This window comes from Nocardia sp. NPDC004604, from assembly GCF_040609795.1.
Lineage (GTDB): Bacteria > Actinomycetota > Actinomycetes > Mycobacteriales > Mycobacteriaceae > Nocardia.
The window spans coordinates 1-19,612 of sequence record NZ_JBEXLC010000162.1; the positions used below are offsets into that span (position 1 = coordinate 1).

At 66.0% G+C, this 19,612-nt stretch carries 18 protein-coding genes and 1 pseudogene; 15 read left to right on the top strand and 4 right to left on the bottom strand.

Annotated elements, in window-relative coordinates; all coding sequences use genetic code 11:
• On the top strand, positions 1-198 hold a 198-nt coding region (locus ABZW16_RS36885), incomplete at its 5' end, for a hypothetical protein (protein ID WP_354960770.1).
• Between the two features lie 10 nt (positions 199-208).
• On the opposite strand, the gene ABZW16_RS36890 is transcribed toward ABZW16_RS36885, so the two are convergent.
• Positions 209-2,155, bottom strand: coding sequence for a glycoside hydrolase family 15 protein (locus ABZW16_RS36890; RefSeq protein WP_354960771.1), 1,947 nt, complete (start codon positions 2,153-2,155; stop codon positions 209-211).
• Positions 2,156-2,541: 386 nt separating this feature from the next.
• Entirely contained in the window at positions 2,542-2,811 is a 270-nt protein-coding gene (locus ABZW16_RS36895; RefSeq protein ID WP_354960772.1) for a hypothetical protein, read from the bottom strand.
• A gap of 539 nt (positions 2,812-3,350) precedes the next feature.
• On the opposite strand from ABZW16_RS36895, the gene ABZW16_RS36900 reads away from it, so the two are divergent.
• Positions 3,351-4,100, top strand: a complete 750-nt coding sequence (locus tag ABZW16_RS36900) for a GntR family transcriptional regulator (protein ID WP_354960773.1) — start codon at positions 3,351-3,353, stop codon at positions 4,098-4,100.
• Positions 4,100-4,831 (top strand): cache domain-containing protein, encoded by a 732-nt coding sequence (locus tag ABZW16_RS36905; protein ID WP_354960774.1) that lies wholly within the window; start codon positions 4,100-4,102, stop codon positions 4,829-4,831. Before ABZW16_RS36900 ends, ABZW16_RS36905 begins: the two co-directional genes overlap by 1 nt.
• A gap of 65 nt (positions 4,832-4,896) precedes the next feature.
• On the opposite strand, the gene ABZW16_RS36910 is transcribed toward ABZW16_RS36905, so the two are convergent.
• Positions 4,897-5,550: a nitroreductase gene (locus tag ABZW16_RS36910; protein ID WP_354960775.1), complete on the bottom strand. Its 654-nt coding sequence runs from the start codon at positions 5,548-5,550 to the stop codon at positions 4,897-4,899.
• A gap of 135 nt (positions 5,551-5,685) precedes the next feature.
• Positions 5,686-6,642, bottom strand: coding sequence for a LysR family transcriptional regulator (locus tag ABZW16_RS36915; RefSeq protein ID WP_354960776.1), 957 nt, complete (start codon positions 6,640-6,642; stop codon positions 5,686-5,688).
• Between the two features lie 64 nt (positions 6,643-6,706).
• Here ABZW16_RS36915 and ABZW16_RS36920 point away from each other — a divergent pair, with 64 nt between their 5' ends.
• From ABZW16_RS36920 to ABZW16_RS36975, 12 genes and pseudogenes are all read left to right on the top strand, one after another.
• Positions 6,707-7,840, top strand: a complete 1,134-nt coding sequence (locus ABZW16_RS36920) for an XdhC/CoxI family protein (RefSeq protein WP_354960777.1) — start codon at positions 6,707-6,709, stop codon at positions 7,838-7,840.
• An 80-nt stretch (positions 7,841-7,920) separates the two neighbouring features.
• A complete protein-coding gene (locus tag ABZW16_RS36925) occupies positions 7,921-8,811 on the top strand; it encodes a xanthine dehydrogenase family protein subunit M (protein WP_354960778.1) in 891 nt (296 codons plus the stop codon).
• A gap of 2 nt (positions 8,812-8,813) precedes the next feature.
• Entirely contained in the window at positions 8,814-9,332 is a 519-nt protein-coding gene (locus ABZW16_RS36930; RefSeq protein ID WP_354960779.1) for a (2Fe-2S)-binding protein, read from the top strand.
• Positions 9,329-11,719: an aerobic carbon-monoxide dehydrogenase large subunit gene (locus tag ABZW16_RS36935; RefSeq protein WP_354960780.1), complete on the top strand. Its 2,391-nt coding sequence runs from the start codon at positions 9,329-9,331 to the stop codon at positions 11,717-11,719. Before ABZW16_RS36930 ends, ABZW16_RS36935 begins: the two co-directional genes overlap by 4 nt.
• A 25-nt stretch (positions 11,720-11,744) precedes the next feature.
• Positions 11,745-12,638, top strand: a complete 894-nt coding sequence (locus ABZW16_RS36940) for an XdhC family protein (RefSeq protein WP_354960781.1) — start codon at positions 11,745-11,747, stop codon at positions 12,636-12,638.
• Positions 12,635-13,228 carry a nucleotidyltransferase family protein gene (locus ABZW16_RS36945; RefSeq protein WP_354960782.1) on the top strand — a complete coding sequence of 198 codons (594 nt, stop codon included), beginning with the start codon at positions 12,635-12,637 and terminating at the stop codon, positions 13,226-13,228. Before ABZW16_RS36940 ends, ABZW16_RS36945 begins: the two co-directional genes overlap by 4 nt.
• Positions 13,225-14,112 carry a MoxR family ATPase gene (locus ABZW16_RS36950; protein ID WP_354960783.1) on the top strand — a complete coding sequence of 296 codons (888 nt, stop codon included), beginning with the start codon at positions 13,225-13,227 and terminating at the stop codon, positions 14,110-14,112. The genes ABZW16_RS36945 and ABZW16_RS36950 overlap by 4 nt, the downstream gene beginning before the upstream one ends.
• 13 nt (positions 14,113-14,125) lie before the next feature.
• Entirely contained in the window at positions 14,126-14,776 is a 651-nt protein-coding gene (locus ABZW16_RS36955) for an SRPBCC family protein (protein WP_354960784.1), read from the top strand.
• Positions 14,773-15,972, top strand: coding sequence for a VWA domain-containing protein (locus ABZW16_RS36960; RefSeq protein ID WP_354960785.1), 1,200 nt, complete (start codon positions 14,773-14,775; stop codon positions 15,970-15,972). Before ABZW16_RS36955 ends, ABZW16_RS36960 begins: the two co-directional genes overlap by 4 nt.
• A 344-nt stretch (positions 15,973-16,316) precedes the next feature.
• Positions 16,317-17,330 (top strand): alcohol dehydrogenase catalytic domain-containing protein, encoded by a 1,014-nt coding sequence (locus tag ABZW16_RS36965; protein ID WP_354960786.1) that lies wholly within the window; start codon positions 16,317-16,319, stop codon positions 17,328-17,330.
• 476 nt (positions 17,331-17,806) lie between these two features.
• Entirely contained in the window at positions 17,807-19,477 is a 1,671-nt protein-coding gene (locus tag ABZW16_RS36970; protein ID WP_354960787.1) for an LCP family protein, read from the top strand.
• A 41-nt stretch (positions 19,478-19,518) separates the two neighbouring features.
• Positions 19,519-19,612, top strand: a pseudogene (locus ABZW16_RS36975) (undecaprenyl-diphosphatase); the annotation flags it as partial.

The following is a 19,612-nucleotide window of genomic DNA, read 5'->3' on the forward strand; positions in this document are numbered from 1 at the left end:
GGCGGTCCGATCGGCCGCACCACCGCCCGCCATCCTCGTGGAGCACCGATCGCCGAGCCCGCGGTATGTTCGGGCGCCGCCGCCGTTGCGGGGTCAGTCGAGCTGGGACTGGTCGGCCGAGGTGGTCTCATGTTGCGCGGGCAGGAGGAGGCGGACGAAATCGCGCACACGGCAGCCGAATTGGCGGCAAACGGCTGAACCGTCGCGGTCAGCGGTGCATGTATCCCAGTGTGATCGACGCATCGTCCAGTCGTGGGGCGATGGATTCCCCGCCGAGTGCCTGCCGCAGTGTGGTCTGTTCGTCCTGGATGACGTGCATTACGGCGTTGATCAGCGCGAGGTGGGTGAACGCCTGGGGGAAGTTGCCCCAGTGTCGCCCGCTTCGGGGGTCGATCTCCTCGGCGTAGAGGCCGAGGGGGCTGGCGTAGGCGAGCAGTTTCTCGCACAGCTGTCTGGCTCGCTTCTTTTCGCCGATCTCCGACAGCGCCGAGACCAGCCAGAACGAGCAGATCGTGAAGGCGCCTTCTTCCCCTGTGCAGCCATCGTCGGTTTCGCTGACGCGGTAGCGCAATACGAGGTCGTCGTCGGTCAATTCGTCGGCGATGGCAAACACGGTATTGCGTACCCGGTCGTCGTCGGGGGGCAGGAAACGAACCAGCGGGATGAGCAGGGTCGAAGCATCCAGCGCCGTGCTGCCGTAGTACTGGGTGAACACCTGCCGGGAGTCGACCGCATGAGCGCATATGTCGGCATGGATTTCGTCTGCGGCCTCTTGCCAGCGATGCGCGCGTTCGAAGTCCTGGTGGATGCGGGCCAGCCGGGCACCGCGATCGGCGGCAACCCAACACATCACTTTGCTGGAGGTGAAGTGTTGGGGCTCCCCGCGTACTTCCCAGATGCCATGATCGGGCTTGCGCCAGTAGGTGAGGGCGCTTTTGACCGCCCGGCCCAGCACCGGCCAGGCTCGCGCGTCGATTTGGTCTTGGTTGCGCGCGTAGAGATAGACCGCGTCCAGCGCAGCGCCCCACACATCGTGCTGGCGTTGCCGGTACGCGTCGTTGCCGACGCGCACGGGTCCGGCATTTTCGTAGCCGCGCAGGTGGGTGAGGATCTGCTCGGTGAGGTCGCTTTCGCCGCCGATGCCGTAGACGATCTGCATGTCCCGGACGTTTTCGGTCAAGTTCATGATGTAGGAGAAGAAGTCGTTCGCCTCCCAGCTGAAGCCCAGCGTGTACAGGCCCCACAGCGCGAAGGCGGAGTCGCGCATCCACGAGTAGCGATAGTCCCAATTGCGTTGTCCGCCTGGGGTTTCGGGTAATGAGGTGGTTGCCGCGGCGCTGATGGCGCCGGTGGGTGCGAAGGTCAGCCCCTTGAGGGTCAGCGCGCTGCGGGTGAGCTGGGCGGCCCACGGATGGTCCGGAAACCGCCCCCCGGCCAGCCAGTGCCGCCAGTGGTGGATTGTCTGCAGCAGCCGTTCATCGGCCTCGTCGATGGCGCGGGGCGCGTCGCGACTGCCCCAGGCGAGCGCGCAAAAGCGTGTGTCACCCGCCTTCAGCAGGGTGCGCGCAAGCGCGTGTGTACCCTCCAGTCCCAAGCGCATATCGGTGCTGAGCGTCAGCTGCAGATCGATCCCGTCGGCACTGGCCTGCGCGAGATGGTAACTGTCGAGGTACTCCCAGCGGGCAAGATGTCTGCCGTAGTCGAAGGACGGCTGGCAGTCGAGCCCGAACTGGATCTGTCCGGTCTCACAGCGCACCGTCCGCAGCAGAATGTGCTGGGCGTCGTAGTCGGTGGGGGTTCGACGATGAGCGCTACGGCCGGGTACCTGGTGCCGCCACGGCCCGACCAGCAGCACATCGCGAACCGTCGCCCACCCTTCGCCACTGCGCCAACTCGTCTCCATGACCATCGTGCCGGGGACGTAGCGGCGATCGGTTGGCACCATCAAGTCGGCTGGGGCGAACCGAAACGAACCGGCGGAACGATCGAGTATCGCTGCGAAAACACTGGGGGAGTCCATGCGGGGCAGACACATCCACTCGATGGCTCCGCTGGGGGCGATAAGCGCGGTGACCTCGCAGTCGGAGATGAAGCCGTAGTCGTCGATGCGTGGGAACGCCGTGAGCTGCGGCGTGCGTTCGGTCTCGTCGTCCATATGCTGCTCCCTCGAAATCTCGGCGCTGAGATCTGGCTGGCTACTCCACGCGATTGCCTGGTGAACCGCCTTCCTTCTCGACCGAACGGCGAGCGGAATCGGGGACGTGAGTGTTATGGCGCTTCCGAATAGCCCACCACCTCGTCGGCCATATCGGCAAGCCCGGAATTTGCTGCAACGTGACGAGGGAGGGGAGAGTCGTCCCGGATCCGATGAAGACCCTGCCCTCCCGCTCAGTGGAGAACGTCCCAATTCGCCGAAACCGGGATCCGCAAGTTCATCGACTCGGTCGGTGACAGATGTCGTCGCTGCAGATGCACGATCCGACAAGGCAGATCTGTTCGGGCCGTCCAACTCCGCCTACGGACAGTCCGCCCTCGGCGACGTTATGCCAATACCTGCTTTCTGGCCGATAGCGGCAGCGGCGGAATGAGTTTCGTCCAGAATTCGCGGCGGACCGCATCCCATAGCTTCGCCAGCTCCGGAAAGAGTTCTCGCGCCCGCGCGAGATCCGGGTAGTTGCTCGGGCAGAAGGAAGCGACCGGCGAAGCGTTGGATGCATTGTCCACGGCGATAATTGCGATCAGATGATGCTGAACCAAGCGCCACGTCACACAGAATCCGTCGACCTCTGTTCGGCGAAGATCCTCATCCATCTTCGATACCCTTCCGCCGTCGGCTCCCCTCGTACATTTGGCGACCGCTATGAACCGGCCGCAGTTGGCTATGTGCCGCCATCTCGGCTGGCGACTCAGCACGGCCACGGGTGCACCACTGGAGGTGCTCCGAAGGCGGGGTCGGATTCTCGGACATAGGGGAATTCCTGCTTCGATCGTGACGTCGGCGCGTCAAGGTGTCGGGTGGGGCAATTCACATGGCTTTTAACATAAGATATTAGAGGTCATAGTTCAAGCGGTCACCGTAAGGATCGGGTTACGGTTCGAGTCCAGCCAGGTCGCGCCTCGTCGGCTGACGGTTCGGCGAGTGGGCGTCGAAGTGGATGTACGGCGGCTGTGCGGGGTATTCCGTGCTCGTGGTGGTGCGGTCAGCGCTGGCTGCATCCACCGCCCCGGCCGATGCGGCCAGGGTGACCCCGGGTGCGGGGTACGGCCAGCGTACATCTAACTTTATAGTTCATATTTCAAGTGTTAGTTGGCTAGAATTGTGTTACGTCCCCGCCACCCGAGGAGTCGTGTTGTCCCAGCAGAAGAGGGTCGGATTGACCGCACTCGGTGCCGTGCTGTCACCGCTCGAGGGTGGCGGTCCGAAAACCGAGGCCGTGGTGCAGCGGCTGTCTGCGGCGATCAGCCTCGGGGTGATGGTCGACGGCCAGCAGTTGCCGAGCGAGGTCGATCTCGCCAACCAGTTGGGTGTATCGACCATGACTTTGCGGGAGGCGCTGGTCGTACTTCGGCAGCAGGGCATCGTCCACACCAAGCGCGGGCGCGGCGGCGGCAGCTTCATCAGCGCTTCGGCGGAGGTCTTCGAGAGCACCTCGCTGGCACGGTTGCAACAGATGAGCATCCAGGAACTGCGCGATCTGGGGGACGAGCACTTCGCCGTTGCCGGAGCGGTCGCGGTGTTTGCCGCGCGCCGCGGGTTGCAGGCTGATATAGCCCGGCTCCGTGCCCTGGCCGACCGGCTGAAGGGCAGCACCGATCTTGTCTCGGCACGCCGGGCCGACAGCCGCTTTCATATCGAGATGGCGGTGTGCGCGCAGTCCACCCGGCTGACCCGCGCCGAGGTCGGTCTGCAGGCCGAACTCTCCGCTCTGCTCTGGCTGCCGCGGCTGGAACTGGATCCAGCAGCCGAGGCGACCGTCCATTGTGATCTGGTGGACGCGATCGAACGAGAAGACGATGCTCGGGCGAGAGAACTGGCAGAATCGCAGGCGGAATCACGTATCCGCCGCCTCGTCGCCTTACGCTTGGAGCTCAGTGATTGATGAGGGATATCGATAACATTCCGGTCCGGGCGACCATCGAGTCGCTCGCTGATTCCGTCACAAAACTGGCCGACGAGGTCTACGTGTCGCTGAAAACCATCGGGACCGCGCTGACAAGCCTCTGGGATGGTCTCACCGAGAAGCCGCCCTTCGCTCCTCGGTCGACTGATCTGGCATCGCTGCGCGAGACCATTCTCGGCGAGCTGGAGCGGCGCGGAAGACTATTCAACGGCGCAGGCGTCGTGATGGCCGACGGCGTTCTCGCCGATCGCCCTCGACACCTGGATTGGTGGCTTCCGGACGGGCACCGGCTGAACCTGGAAATGAATCCCGATAGTGAATACTTCTACGACTACACCAAAATGGACTGGTTCACGGTTCCCCGCGACCAGGGTCGGCGATGGGTGCAGGGGCCCCACCTCGATTACGCGTGCACCGACGAGTACGTGTGCACATTCGCGATACCGGTGACGATCACGTCGGGAACTTTCCTCGGAATCGCCGGTGCCGATGTGCCGGTTGCCGCGATCGAGGAGGTCTTGCTACCGCGATTCCAGACGTTCGACCAGCGGGTTGTGCTGGTCAATAGCGAAGGCCGCGTCATCATCGGGACCGATCCCGACTTCACAACCGGATCCAAGACGAGCCGGATGGACAGATCCGCCGCGTCAGTCCCACTCGAGGTGGTGCCTTGGTCATTGCATCCGGTGGGACCCACGACATCCCACTGAGCCTTTCCAGATAGGGATCCTGCCGCGCGATCCCGGCATGCGTGGCACCGAGCTGCGCCCGTCGATCAGGCGTCGTGGAATACCACATTCTCGCCGATGGCGCGGCGGCCGATGTGGAGACCGTTTGCGGGGAAGGACGGGTCGGGGTAGCCGACCGCCAGCCCACACAGCACCGAAAGCTCCGATGGGATGGCGAGCTGTGCATGGACGATCTCGGGATACCCCGCGATCGAGACCTGAACGCACGTTCCCAGGCCGCGCGCCGTCAGGGCCAGCAGCAAAGTTTGCAGAAACATCCCTACGCCGAGAGCATCGACCCTGCCGAGGTCGCGGTGCATGCAGACGATGCCCGCCAATGGTGCGCGGAAGAACTCCCAGTTGCGCAGCACAGCCTCCCGTCTGGCCTCGGTGTCTTTACGAGCGATGCCCATCGACCCATAGACCTGGGCGCCCAGTTCCCGGCGCACGTGCGCGAAAGCATGGGGCAGGGGCGGGATTTTGGGCGGCCGACTGCGAGCCTCGTGCAGTAGGGCGGCCACGAGACGGTCGCGGACAGCTCCCGAGGCGAATACCATCTGCCACGGCTGGATATTGGAGTTCGACGGCGCACGCACAGCAAGGGTGAGCGCTTCATCCACCAAACTTCTCGGCACCGGTCGATCAGGTAGGAACATCCGCGTCGAATGGCGCTCCCTGATCGCTTCCTCGAGGTCGAACATGGACTCCTCCCAACCTGGGCACGGATAGCGGTCAGTTCGTCGATGGACTCCGTTGGGCCCGGTACGTACTTCGGAACACACCGCGGTGAGTTCCTCGGTGTGGTTCCCGGCCGATGCGCCGCGCGGTGCCCGCGTTCAACTCCACAGCGTCACATGCACCTTCGGGCGGAACCGAGTGACGCCGACTCCGGATCCACGGATCATCGCCTGGATGCACCGCGGGGTAGTGATGAAGCGCAGCAGTTCCGACACCGCGGGCTGGCGGGTGTCGGGTGGCAGGGTGGTCGCGCACCACTCATCGGATACCTGCAGGCCCGCTCCCCTGATGTGGCTCAACCGACCGGCCGCGAGGTCGGAGGCGACGGCGAAGCCGATCGTCAGGGTGATGCCCCCGACCCGGCGGACCTCTTCCAGGGCGGCAGCGTCGCTCTGGAAGATCCGCTGATGTGATTCGGGAATGGCCAACTCGCGCAGCATCGTTGCGATATGTCCGTCGACACTGCCGGCGCCGGGGCCCAGCATCCACTGCTGCTCCCGCAGCAGCGCCGGATGCGGTGCGGTGTCCGCCAGCGGGCTGTCGGGGCGGGCGACCGAAATGATCTGATACTTCAGGAACGGCCGGGTGGTGATGGTCGTGTCGGTGTCGTTCTGCCCGGGGCCCAGCGCGATATCCACCGCACGGGTCTCGATCAGGCTGCGGAACTGGCTGGTGGGATGAACGCTCAGCTCGACCGACAGATCCTTCGCCCGCGCCGCGAACAGGTCGATGAGGCCGGGCGCGGCATGTTCGGCGAACCCGCTCGATGCCGCGATGCGCAGCAGCCGTCGGCCGTGCGCCGCCTCGCTCACCTCGATGGCGGTCTGGCGCTGCAGTCCGAGAATCTCGATCGCCCGGCTGGCCAGGCGCAACCCACCTGGCGTGAAGGCCAGACCGGCCGCCGTGCGGGTGAACAGCGGGTCGTCGAGCTCTTTACGCAGCTGGGCGATATGCGTCGAGACCCCGGCGTCGGACATCCCCAGCTCTCTGGCCGCCGCATGGACGGAGCCGAGCCGCACCACGGTCGAGTAGGCCCGAAGCTGGGCGGGCGTCACAATCCGAGTCTAGTTTGGAGGTGGATGCGGCGCCCACAGCCGCATCGCGCCCAGAGGACGCGCCATGCAGGACGTGCTCACGGATCTGATGACAACCTGGAACACCGGGGGTACGGCTGGAGTCGCGACGGTCGTGCGGACCTTCCGCTCGGCGCCGCGACCGCCTGGCGCGGCCATGGTCGTCGCCCCTGATGGGACGGTCGGCGGTTCGGTTTCCGGTGGCTGCGTCGAAGGCGCGGTCTACGAACTCGCCGCCGACGTCATCCGGAGCGGTCGCCCGGTGCTGGAGCGGTTCGGCTTCTCCGACGACGACGCATTCGCCGTCGGCCTCACCTGCGGTGGCATCATCGACATCTTCGTCGAGGCGATCTCGCGGGAAACGTTTCCGGAACTCGGCGAGGTCGCCGCGGACATTGCCGCCGACCGGCCGGTCGCGATTGCGACCGTCATCGAGCACTCCGACGCCGACTGGGTAGGGCGACGGCTGCTGATCCGGCCCGGCACCGCGCACGGCACCTTGGGGTCGGCGCGGGCCGACGATGCGGTGATCGATGACGCCCGCGGGCTGCTCGCGGCGGGCCGCAGCGAGGTGCTGTCCTACGGACCGGACGGGCAGCGTCGCGGCGAGGGTATGGCGGTTTTCGTCGCCAGCTATGCCCGGCAGCCGCGGATGCTGGTGTTCGGGGCGATCGATTTCGCCGCCGCCGTCGCACAGCAGGGATCGTTCCTCGGGTACCGGGTGACGGTGTGCGACGCGCGGCCGGTCTTTGCGACCTCCGCCCGGTTCCCGACGGCCGACGAGGTCGTCGTCGACTGGCCGCACCGCTACCTGGCCGCGCAGATTGCGGCGGACGCGATCGATTCGCAGACCGTCGTCTGCGTGCTGACCCACGATCCCAAGTTCGACGTTCCGCTGCTGGAGGTGGCCCTGCGCGCGCCGGAGATCGGCTATGTCGGCGCCATGGGGTCGCGCCGTACGCACGATGAGCGCCTGACCCGGCTGCGACAGGCGGGCCTCACCGACGAACAACTCGCCCGGCTGGCCAGCCCGATAGGGCTGGATCTGGGCGGCCGGACACCCGAAGAGACGGCGGTGTCCATCGCGGCCGAGATCATCGCGCGACGCTGGGGCGGGCACGGCCACTCGCTGACCCGGACCGGCGGCCGCATCCACCACAAGGCGCAAACAGCCAGTTAAGTGATTGCTTAATTCGGTCTTGACGATCGCATCAGCGGAGCAGAGGCTGAGCTTCTTCCCATTGATGTGAGGTAGATCACATGCAAGTTCCTGGGCCATTCGAATATGAGCGCGCAACTGGCGTGGATCACGCCATCGGACTACTGGACCGGCTCGGCGAGGAGGCGCGCATCGTCGCGGGTGGGCACAGCCTGCTACCGATGATGAAGCTGCGTCTGGCCAATCCGGAATATCTCATCGACATCAACGACCTGGCTGCCGAACTGGGATACATCGTCACCGATCCGACCCTGGTTCGCATCGGTGCGATGGTCCGGCATCGGCATTTGCTCGAGTCCGACGATCTCGCCGCGGTGTGCCCGATCTTCCGTGACGCCGAGCGCGTGATCGCCGATCCGGTCGTGCGCAACCGCGGCACCATCGGCGGCTCGCTGTGCCAGGCCGATCCCGCCGAAGATCTCTGCACGGTCTGCACGGTGCTCGGCGCTACCTGCCTGGTGCGTGGACCGACCGGCGACCGGGAGATCGCGATGGACCAGTTCCTGGTCGGTCCGTACGAAACCGCGATGTCGCACAACGAACTTCTGATCGAGATCCGAATTCCCCTGCGGCATCGGACCTCGAGTGCCTATGTGAAGGTGGAGCGCCGGGTCGGCGACTGGGCGATCGCGGCGTCAGGCGCGACCGTGACTCTGCACGGCGAGGCGTTAGCGGCCGCGCGGATCGGTCTGACGGCGGTCAACCCCGATCCGGCGGCGCTCGCCGCCGCGGTGGACGCACTCATCGGTGAGCCGCCCACCGAAGACGTTTTCGCCGAGGCGGGCCGCCGGGCGAGCGCAGCGTGCTCACCTGTCTCCGATGCGCGCGGCAGCGCGGACTACAAGCGCCATCTCGCGTCCGAACTGACGATTCGCGCGCTGCGCACCGCGGTCGAGCGCGTACTCAACGAATCTGCGCTGGAAGGGAATTAGCCATGCAGGTAACCATGACCGTCAACGGCGAGCCGGTGACCGCGGAGGTCGAACCACGCACCCTGCTCGTGCACTTCCTGCGAGATCAGTTGCGGCTCACCGGAACCCATTGGGGCTGTGACACCAGCAACTGCGGCACGTGTGTGGTGGAGGTCGACGGCGAACCGGTGAAGTCGTGCACGATGCTGGCCGTGATGGCCGGTGGTCGTTCGGTGCGCACCGTCGAGGGGCTCGAGGTGGACGGCCAACTCGATCCCGTGCAGGAGGGCTTCATGCAGTGTCACGGGTTGCAGTGCGGATTCTGCACGCCAGGAATGCTGATCACCGCCCGCGCCCTGCTCGACCGCAACCCGAATCCCGACGAGCAGACCATCCGGGAGGCGATCTCGGGCCAGATCTGCCGCTGCACCGGATATACCACCATCGTGCGGTCGATTCAGTGGGCCGCGGCCAAGCAACGAGGCGAAGCTGTGGAGCCCGAACCCGCCGCCACACCGACGCCGGTGGGGAGCACGTCATGACCACCGTCGAGTCCCGGCCCGAAGACCGAGTCGACAACGACCACAAGCCGTGCGGTCACGGCAGGATGCTCCGCAAAGAGGATCCGCGGTTCATTCGCGGACGCGGCAACTACGTCGACGATGTCCAGCTGCCCGGCATGCTGCATATGGCGATACTGCGTTCCCCGTTCGCGCACGCACGGATCGTGAGCGTCGATATCTCCGCGGCACAGGCACATCCGAAGGTCAAGGCGGTCGTCACCGGTGCGGACCTCGCGGCGAAGGGACTGGCCTGGATGCCGACGCTGTCCAACGATGTGCAGGCGGTGCTGGCGACGGACAAGGTCCGGTTCCAGGGCCAGGAGGTGGCCTTCGTCGTCGCCGAGGATCGCTACTCCGCGCGTGATGCGTTGGAGCTGATCAATGTCGAGTACGAGATGCTCGATCCGGTGATCGACGCCCGGACCGCACTGGCGCCCGATATGCCGGTGATCCGCGATGATCTCGAGGGCAAGCGGGACAACCGGTGCTTCGACTGGGAGACCGGCGATGCCGCCGCGACCGAGGCGGTGTTCGCGCGCGCCGACGTCGTCGTCAAGCAGGAGATGGTCTATCCGCGAGTGCATCCCGCCCCGATGGAGACCTGTGGCGCCGTCGCAGATCTCGACCCTGTGACGGGAAAGCTCACGCTGTGGTCGACGAGCCAGGCGCCGCATGCCCACCGCACGCTCTACGCGTTGGTGGCAGGGCTGCCCGAGCACAAGATCCGGGTGATCTCACCCGATATCGGCGGCGGGTTCGGCAACAAGGTGCCCATCTATCCGGGATACGTCTGCGCCATCGTCGGGTCGCTGTTGCTGGGGAAACCGGTGAAGTGGATGGAGGATCGCAGCGAGAATCTCACCAGCACCGGGTTCGCCCGTGACTACATCATGGTGGGCGAGATCGCCGCCGACGCCGACGGCAAGATCCTCGCCATTCGGTCGACCGTGCTCGCCGATCACGGCGCCTTCAACGGCCAGGCCGCGCCGTTGAAGTATCCGGCCGGCTTCTTCGGCGTCTTCACCGGTAGCTATGACATCGAGGCCGCCTACTGCAAGATGACCGCGGTCTATACGAACAAGGCCCCCGGCGGCGTTGCCTACGCGTGCTCGTTCCGGATCACCGAGGCCGTGTACTTCGTCGAGCGATTGGTGGATTGCCTCGCCTACGAACTGAAGATGGATCCGGCCGAGCTACGGCTGCGGAATCTCCTTCGCCCCGAACAGTTCCCTTACCGGAGCAAGACCGGTTGGGTCTACGACTCCGGCGACTACGAGAAGACCATGCGCCTGGCGATGGATATGATCGGCTACGACGCCTTGCGAAAAGAACAGCAGGACAAGCGCGCCCGCGGTGAGTTGATGGGCATCGGGATGTCCTTCTTCACCGAGGCGGTCGGCGCGGGTCCGCGCAAGGATATGGATATCCTCGGACTCGGGATGGCCGACGGGTGCGAGCTGCGTGTCCATCCGACCGGCAAGGCCGTTGTGCGCCTATCGGTTCAGACCCAGGGGCAAGGGCACGAGACGACGTTCGCCCAGATCGTCGCCGAGGAACTCGGCATACCACCCGACGACATCGACGTCGTGCACGGCGACACCGATCAGACTCCGTTCGGCCTCGGCACCTACGGCACCCGGTCGACACCGGTCTCGGGCGCCGCTGCCGCACTGGTGGCGCGGAAGGTGCGCGATAAGGCGCGGATCATCGCCTCGGGCATGCTCGAGGTCTCCGTCGCCGACCTCGAGTGGGAGAAGGGCTCGTTCCACGTCAAGGGCGATCCGTCCGCGGCCGTGACGATCCAGCAGATCGCGATGCGCGCACACGGTACCGGTGATCTGCCCGAGGGCATCGAGGGCGGACTCGATGCGCAGATCTGTTACAACCCGGAGAATCTCACCTACCCGTATGGTGCGTACTTCTGCGTCGTCGATATCGACCCGGGGACGGCCGTGGTAAAGGTCCGGCGCTTCCTAGCTGTCGACGACTGCGGCACCCGGATCAATCCGATGATCATCGAGGGCCAGGTACACGGCGGACTCACCGACGGCATCGGCATGGCGCTGATGGAGATCATGGCCTTCGATGAGGACGGCAACTGCCTCGGCGGATCCCTGATGGACTACCTCATTCCGACGGCGCTCGAGGTTCCGCATTTCGAGACCGGGTACACGGTCACCCCGTCGCCGCACCACCCGATCGGCGCGAAAGGCGTCGGCGAATCGGCCACGGTCGGATCACCGCCCGCGGTGGTCAATGCGGTGGTGGATGCGTTGGCGCCGTTCGGAGTTCGGCACGCAGACATGCCGCTGACACCGTCGCGGGTGTGGGAAGCGATGCAGGGCCGGGCCACACCGCCCATCTGAGTGGGTGCAAGCGATGGGATCACCGATGAAGATGACCGAGCGTGCACAGCAGTTGGTCCGCACCCGGACGCCGTTCGTGCACGCGACCGTCGTGCGCGCGCAGCAGCCGACCTCGGCGCACGCCGGGGACGAGGCGATCCTGTTGCAGGACGGGACGATCGAAGGATTCGTCGGCGGCCAGTGCGCCCAGAACTCGGTCCGCAAGGCGGCGCTGGGTGCCCTGCAGTCGCACGAGAGTGTGCTGCTGCGCGTGCTGCCCGACGGCGATCTGCATTTTCCCGAAGCGCCCGGCGCGGCGGTGGTGGTGAATCCCTGTCTGTCCGGCGGAGCGCTGGAGATATTCCTCGAGCCGCAGATCCCCGCGCCGCTGATGCGCATCTGCGGCGCGACACCCATCGCCGACGCCCTGGCCGACGCGTGCGAACTGGTGGGCTTCGGGGTGCAGCGCAGTGCTGCCGAAGCCGACTCGCTGGATGCGCTGGCCGATACCACGGCGGTGGTGATCGCCAGTCATGGTGGCCCGGAAGCCGAAATGATCCGCGTCGCGCTCGCCGCGGGTGTGGGGTATGTCGGCTTGGTGGCCAGCAGGATTCGGGGCGCGTCGATCCTCGACGAACTCGAATTGACCGACGCCGAACGGGCTCGCGTGCACACCCCGGTGGGTTTGCCCATCGGCGCAAAGACGTCCGCGGAGATAGCCGTCTCGATTGTCGCGGAAGTGATCCAGGCGGTCCGCAAGGGTGGTTTGGCCGTCACGCCCCGCGCGGGGAATGTCGCGGTCGAGGCGCTCGATCCAGTGTGCGGCATGACCGTGGCGGTCGGGCCGGACACACCGCATCTGACCGTCGACGATATCGACTACTGGTTCTGCAGTTCCGGCTGCCGCGATTCCTTCGCAGCGACGAAGACGGGCCCATGACGAGCGGGGTCGTCACCGGAGTGGTACTCGCCGCGGGCACCTCACGGCGTCTCGGTACTGCGAAACAGCTACTGCCGTACCGGAATACAACGGTTCTCGGCGCCACCCTCGACGTGGTGCGATCGTGCGCCTTCGATCAGATCATCGTCACGCTCGGCGGCGCGGCGGCGGCGGTGCGCCAAGAGGTCGATCTCACCGGGGTGGAGGTTGTCATGGCCGATGACTTCGATTCGGGCTGTTCGTCGTCGCTGCGTTCGGCACTGAGCGCGGTGCATCCCCGGGCCGCTGGAGTCGTGCTGATGCTCGGTGATCAACCGGGTCTGTCGGCGGCGACCGTCGACCGGCTGATCGCCGAGGGAATCTCCACCGCGATCACGGTCTGCCGCTATCGCGACGGTATCGGGCATCCATTCTGGCTGAGTCGCAGCGTATTCGGCGAGTTGGCCCGATTGCACGGCGACAAGGCCGTATGGAAGATCATCGAGTCGGGCCGCGTCACGGTGTCTCGACTCGACGTCGACGCACCGATGCCCCTGGACGTGGACACCTGGGACGACTACGAGCGCCTGCGCGCCGCGACGTCACCATGATGTCGCCGTTCGACGATATCGAGGACGTGGTGCGACGCTTCGACGCCGACGACTACCTGCTCGATACCGGCACCGCCGCCGCCTTCTATCTGGCCACCACGCTGGGGCGGCCACTGCTGCTGGAAGGCGAACCGGGCGTGGGCAAGACGACGGCGGCGAAGACTCTGGCCACCGTGCTCGGCGCACCGCTGATCCGCCTGCAGTGCTACGAGGGCCTTACCGTGAGCGAATCGCTGTACGACTGGAATTACCAGCGTCAGCTGCTCAGCATCCGCCTCGCCGAGGCGCGCGGCGCCGCCCTCACCGAAGCCGACCTGTTCACCGAGGCATACCTGGTCGACCGCCCGATCCTGCGCTGTGTGCGATATCGCGGCCCGACGCCCCCGGTGCTGTTGATCGACGAAATCGACCGTGCCGATGACGAATTCGAAGCCCTACTGCTCGAATTTCTCGGTGAGGCCACGGTGACCGTTCCCGAGCTCGGGACCTTTGTTGCCGAGCACCCTCCGCTCGCGGTATTGACCTCGAACCGCAGTCGCGATCTGCACGACGCGCTGCGGCGGCGCTGCCTCTACCACTGGATCGACTACCCGGAACCGGCCCGTGCGGTGGCGATCGTGCGACGCACCGTGCCTGGGGCAACCGATGCGCTGATCGAGCATGCCACCCAATTCGTCGGTCGCGCCCGCGATCTCGATCTCGACAAGCCGCCCGGCGTCGCCGAAACCATCGACTGGATTGCCGCGCTGGTGACGCTCGGCGTCGCCGATCTCACCGCGCCGGAGGCGGTCGCGGCGCTGAGCGCACTCGCGAAGACACCCGACGACCGCACCACCGTCCGCGAGGCATTCGTCGAATTCACCCAGAGCCTGGCCACCGGATGAGAGGGATACTCCGATGAAGATCGCTAATGAGTTCACCGTCCACGCACCCGTCGAGCAGGCGTGGGCCGTACTGACCGATCTCGAACAGGTGGTTCCGCTCATGCCCGGCGCGCAGATGGTCGGCTGGGAGGGCGAGGACTTCCTCGGCAAACTGAAGGTCAAAGTCGGCCCGGTGACCAGTGAATTCACCGGGAAGGCGAATTTCGTCGAGCGCGACGAACACGACCATCGCGCCGTCATCAACGGCAGCGGCCGGGATTCACGCGGATCCGGAAACGCGGCGGCGACCATCACCACACAATTGCGCGAGGACGGCGACCAGACGCGCGTCACCGTGGACACCGACCTCAAGATCGTCGGCAAGCTCGCCCAGTTCGGCAGCGGGATGTTGCAGCAGGTGTCGGAGAAGATGATCGGTCAATTCGTGGCATCTCTGGAAGCGAAACTCGCAGCGGGCGATTCGGCCGCCGCAGCAGCGGCAGCCGGGCCGGACAGCCGAGCAGCGCGGCCGCAACCGGTTGCGCAAACCGAGCCCGAGCCGCTCGATCTCGTCGAGCTCGTCGGGCCCGCGATGATCAAGAAGTATGCGCCCACGATCGCGTTTGTACTCGCGGCCGTGCTCGGAATCATTCTGGTACGCAGGCAGATGCGCGGGAAGCGATGACGCGAGCGGTATTGCTGCGCGGCGTCGATCTGGCGGCATTCGCTGTCGCGGTGGTCGCGCGGCTGCGCCGTGGTGGCGTCGCGGTGGCGCCGAGCGGACCCGCGCTCTTCGTGCAGGCCCTGCGTCGCATGGCGCCGCGCTCGCGCACCGAACTCTACTGGGCTGCACGACTCACGCTCGTCGATCGCATGCAGGATCTCGGCGCCTTCGACGCGGTCTTCGCGGCGGTGTTCGCCGACGCGGTGCTGGGTGTGGACCCGCCGAGCCGAACCCATGGACTGCCGACCGAACGCGCGTCGGCGCCGGGTCCGGGCGGTCGGGGACAGTCTCGGCAGGGCGGTGAAGTCCCTTGGGCGACACTGCAATCAGCGATTGGTGCCGACCACTCGACCGACCAGAGGGTGGCGCTGCCCGACGTGCTGCCGAGCCGGTTCGCGGCACGCGCACAGGAACCGTTCGCTCGCTTCGATCCGGGCGATCTGCGCACGGTCGGTGCCTGGCTGGAGCAGGCGTCGGCGCGCTGGCCGCAGCGCCGCAGTAGGCGCTACGCGAGCCATCCGCACGGTAAGCGGATCGACTTCCGGGCCACGATGAACAACTCCCGCCGCACTGGCTGGGAGTCGGCGGTGCTGGTCCGCACCCGTCCCCGCCGCCGCCCGCGCCGAATCGTCATGATCTGCGACGTCAGCCGCTCGATGCAGCCGTATTCGACGATCTACTTGCACCTGATGCGCGCCGCAATGCAGCGCCGTTCGCCCGATCACCCCGAGGTGTTCGCCTTCTCCACCTCGCTGACCAGGCTGACCTCGGTGCTGGCACACCGTTCCCCGGATGTCGCGGTGGCCCGGGCCAACGACAAGGTGGTCGACCGCTACGGCGGCACGCATATCGGCCGATGTCTCGGCACGTTGCTCGCAACTCCGTCCGGCAACGCGGTGCGCGGCGCCGTCGTCGTCATCGCATCCGACGGCTGGGATAGCGATGCGCCCGATATCCTCGCCCGTGCGATGGCCCGGATCCGACGCCGGGCTTGGCGGGTCATCTGGCTCAATCCCCGTGCCGGCGACTCCCGATTCCAGCCGACCACCGGTGCGATGGCGGCGGCCCTGCCGTACTGCGACATCATGATGCCCGCACACACGCTGGCGGGTATGCACGCGTTCATGCAAGCCCTGGCATCGACGATTGTCACCTGATGCAAGACCGACCCGTCGACGGTATCGCTCGGCTTATGATTCTCACGGCATCGTTTTGGACCGGTGCCTGTGCACTGGGGCGTGCGACGCCGCGCAGGATGGATGACGACCTGTCTGCTGGCTCGCACGACCAGCTAGTTCTACGGGCGTGACCAGGGTGTCGCTGACACCGTCGTTGAAGGCGATACAGCGTCGATGTCATCCGGGGTTGCCGAAGGCAACAAAAGATAACTGTTGTTTCATCTGGTGCCCGATACCGTTCGAGAATTCCGGGCGCGGCTGCCTCGATCCTGCTGCGGTGAGGTTGCCGACGCCGCCGCTTCCCAGGGAAAGCGAGGATACCGATGTCTACTCATCAGGCTGTTCACGTGGAGTCCGCCGGTGCGGCGTTGAAACTGGTCGATGTCGAAACCACGTCACCGCCTCGCGACCACGTGCGCCTCGCGGTCTCCGCCTGCGGGATCTGCGGCACCGACCGTGCGTTCGTCGGCGGCGCGTTCCCGAACTTGTCGTGGCCGCTGACACCGGGGCATGAGATCGCGGGCACGATCGCCGAACTCGGTCCAGGTGTCGACAACTACGCCGTCGGAGACCGTGTCGCAGTGGGCTGGTTCGGTGGGCATTGCGGCAAGTGCGTCCCATGCCGGAAAGGCGACTTCATCAACTGCCGGAACATTCAGGTCCCCAGCTGGCAGTACCCCGGCGGATACGCCGAGTCGGTGACCGTTCCGGCCAATGCGCTGGCCCGCATCCCTGATGAGCTCTCCCTGGCCGAGGCCGCGCCGATGGGTTGTGCCGGAGTGACCACCTACCACGCGCTTCGCGAAACCAGGGCGGTGCCCGGCGACCGCGTCGCCATTCTGGGGATCGGTGGCCTGGGCCACCTCGGCGTGCAGTTCGCCCGCGCGATGGGCTTCGAGACGATTGCGATCGCCCGCGGCGCGGACAAGGCCGAGGACGCCCACGCGCTCGGCGCCCACCACTACATCGACTCGACCGCAGGCGACGTCGGTAAAGCGATGCGCAGACTCGGCGGTGCGTCGGTCGTGCTGGGGGCCGTGGGCAGCGCCACGGCGATGGCCGAAACGGTCGGTGGACTGCTACCGCGCGGTGAGCTGATCGCCATCGGCATCAGCGCCGAGCCACTGCCGATCAGCCCGACGCAGCTGATCACGACCGGACTCAGCGTCACCGGGCACGCCTCCGGCACTGCCCGCGATATCGAGGAAACAATGCAATTCGCGGTCCTATCCGGCGTGCGCACGCGAATCCAGGAACGGCCACTGGATCAAGCCGCCGAGGCATATGCCGCCATGGAACAAGGACGGGCTCGATACCGCATGGTTCTCACGGTCTGACCGATCAGGGTTGAGCGCCGATCGCTTGATGGGCATCCGGTCGAAGCCGCCGCCCAACCGGACCCATACTTCTGACCACCACGACAGTAGACGGCTGCTGCGGGATCGATTCCGCAGCCGCTGAACTTCACGTTTCAACCCGTCGTGCCGTGCGGGGTGTGATGTGCTCGTGTCGGAGACGTCGTGCAGGATGGTTCAACCTGGTGAAGTGTGCCGGTGGGTTCCGCGCGGCACGGTGATGTGAGGCTTGACGCGAGATGAGTGACGAAACCGAACCGATCCCGGTCGTGGTTCCCCGGTCTGGTGGTCGTCATGCTCGACCGGAAAGGCCTGTCGAAGGGGTTGGCGAGGTGTCCGCCCGCGCCGGGGGCACCCGGAGTTCGCACCGCGCGGCAGACCGCGGTGACTCTCGTGCGGAGCATGGGGGGAGATCGGGCGCGGGGCGTGCGCGCGTCGGGCGGGAAGGCTCGGGAACGGTGACCCGCGGTGCCGGTGCGCGGGCGGTGGGCTCGGGTGCTGGGCGGGCGCCGCTCGCGGAGGCGCTCGAAACCGCCGAGGGCCCAACCGACCGGTATGTGCCGGTGCGCCCTCACCGCCGCCCCCGGTCCGCGCAATCGTCGTCATGGCAGGTCAGGGTCGCACGGACCGCCGCGCGCCTGGTAGTGGCCGCCACCGCTGTGGTCGTCGTCTCGGGCACCGGATTCGCCTACTACACCGAGCGCGCCGTCGATGACGGGTTTGCTCGGTCCGGGGCCATCAGTTCCGAGGACGCCGCCGCGCTCGACGGCGATATGAACATCCTGCTCATCGGACTGGACACACGTAAAGACCGCAATGGCAACGATCTACCCAAAGACGTCATGGACCAGTTGCACGCCGGTGACGGCAGCGAGGGCGGCTACAACGCCAATTCGCTGATCCTGATACACATTCCGAAGGATCTGAAGAAGATCACCGCCTTCTCCATTCCCCGCGACGACTACGTCGCGGTCACCGGGATCCCGGGCTACGACCACGCCAAGATCAAGGAAGCCTACGGGCTGAAGAAGGTGACAGTCGAGCAGAAGCTCGCCAACCAGGGCGTCAAAGACAAGGTCGAACTGGAACGCCAGGGCCGAGAGGCCGGCCGCGAATCCATCGTGCAGACCGTGAAGGCACTGACCGGAGTACCGATCAACCGGTTCGCCGAGGTTTCCCTCGTCGGTTTCTACGACCTGGCCAACATTCTCGGCGGCGTCGATGTGTGTCTCAACCACTCCGTCAATGACGAGTACTACTCCGGCGCGGTGTTCCCGGCCGGACCCCAGCATCTCGATGCCGCCAACGCGCTGTCGTTCGTGCGACAGCGCCACGAACTCGATAACGGCGACCTCGACCGCACCCACCGCCAGCAGGCGTTCCTCACCTCGGTCGCCAAGCAACTCAAGGAGTCCGGCACACTCACCAACGTCGGCAAAATGCAGCAACTGATCAACGCCGCACAGAACGATGTGGTGCTCTCCCAAGGCTGGGACGTACTCGACTTCGCGCGGACCATGGGCAAGGCCGGTTCGATTCCTATCGAATTTCAGACTCTGCCGGTGCAGGGATACCAGACCGTCGACGGCCAAGACGTGAACATCATCGACCCGGCCGCCATCAAAAAGGCGGTGCGCACGGCGTTCGGTGTGCAGGCCGCTGCGCCCAGCGCTCCCAAGACCACACCCACCAGCACCGTCGACGTCGTCAATGCGGGCGGCGCGACGGGTATGGCCGCCAAAGTGTCGACCGCGTTGGCCGACAGGGGATTCCAGAAGGGCACCATCGGCAACGCCGCCTATACCGATGGTTCCAGTTCGGTCGTCTATTACGGCACCGGAGCCGATACCGATGCCACCCAGGCCGCGGACCTACTCGGTGGGCTACCGACTGCCGCCTCCAAGAACCTCGACTCCGGCTACATCAAGATCGTGATCGGCAGCGACTTCACGATGCCCGACGAATTGAGTTCCGGCACATCATCATCGAGCACCACCACCGCGACCGGCGCAGGCTCGCCCACGACCTCGTCCACCGGCGCCACCACCGCCACACCCGCCGACGGGGCACCCGACTCCGGCAAACCCGTCACCACCAGCATCGGATCCAACATCCCCTGTGTGGACTGACCAGCCAGGCATTCACGCCCCGACCCTCGACAGGAAAGCACATGGCCATCACGTATCTGGAATCGATCGTCGTCGGGGCGCTGCAAGGGGTGAGCGAACTGTTCCCGGTGTCCAGTCTCGGGCACAGCATTCTGT

Coding starts and splice junctions, on each gene's coding strand:
- ABZW16_RS36890 (WP_354960771.1), bottom strand. CDS start 2,155: ATGGACGACGAGACCGAACGCACGCCGCAGCTCACGGCGTTCCCACGC.
- ABZW16_RS36895 (WP_354960772.1), bottom strand. CDS start 2,811: ATGGATGAGGATCTTCGCCGAACAGAGGTCGACGGATTCTGTGTGACG.
- ABZW16_RS36905 (WP_354960774.1), top strand. CDS start 4,100: ATGAGGGATATCGATAACATTCCGGTCCGGGCGACCATCGAGTCGCTC.
- ABZW16_RS36910 (WP_354960775.1), bottom strand. CDS start 5,550: ATGTTCGACCTCGAGGAAGCGATCAGGGAGCGCCATTCGACGCGGATG.
- ABZW16_RS36920 (WP_354960777.1), top strand. CDS start 6,707: ATGCAGGACGTGCTCACGGATCTGATGACAACCTGGAACACCGGGGGT.
- ABZW16_RS36925 (WP_354960778.1), top strand. CDS start 7,921: ATGCAAGTTCCTGGGCCATTCGAATATGAGCGCGCAACTGGCGTGGAT.
- ABZW16_RS36930 (WP_354960779.1), top strand. CDS start 8,814: ATGCAGGTAACCATGACCGTCAACGGCGAGCCGGTGACCGCGGAGGTC.
- ABZW16_RS36935 (WP_354960780.1), top strand. CDS start 9,329: ATGACCACCGTCGAGTCCCGGCCCGAAGACCGAGTCGACAACGACCAC.
- ABZW16_RS36940 (WP_354960781.1), top strand. CDS start 11,745: ATGAAGATGACCGAGCGTGCACAGCAGTTGGTCCGCACCCGGACGCCG.
- ABZW16_RS36945 (WP_354960782.1), top strand. CDS start 12,635: ATGACGAGCGGGGTCGTCACCGGAGTGGTACTCGCCGCGGGCACCTCA.
- ABZW16_RS36950 (WP_354960783.1), top strand. CDS start 13,225: ATGATGTCGCCGTTCGACGATATCGAGGACGTGGTGCGACGCTTCGAC.
- ABZW16_RS36955 (WP_354960784.1), top strand. CDS start 14,126: ATGAAGATCGCTAATGAGTTCACCGTCCACGCACCCGTCGAGCAGGCG.
- ABZW16_RS36960 (WP_354960785.1), top strand. CDS start 14,773: ATGACGCGAGCGGTATTGCTGCGCGGCGTCGATCTGGCGGCATTCGCT.
- ABZW16_RS36965 (WP_354960786.1), top strand. CDS start 16,317: ATGTCTACTCATCAGGCTGTTCACGTGGAGTCCGCCGGTGCGGCGTTG.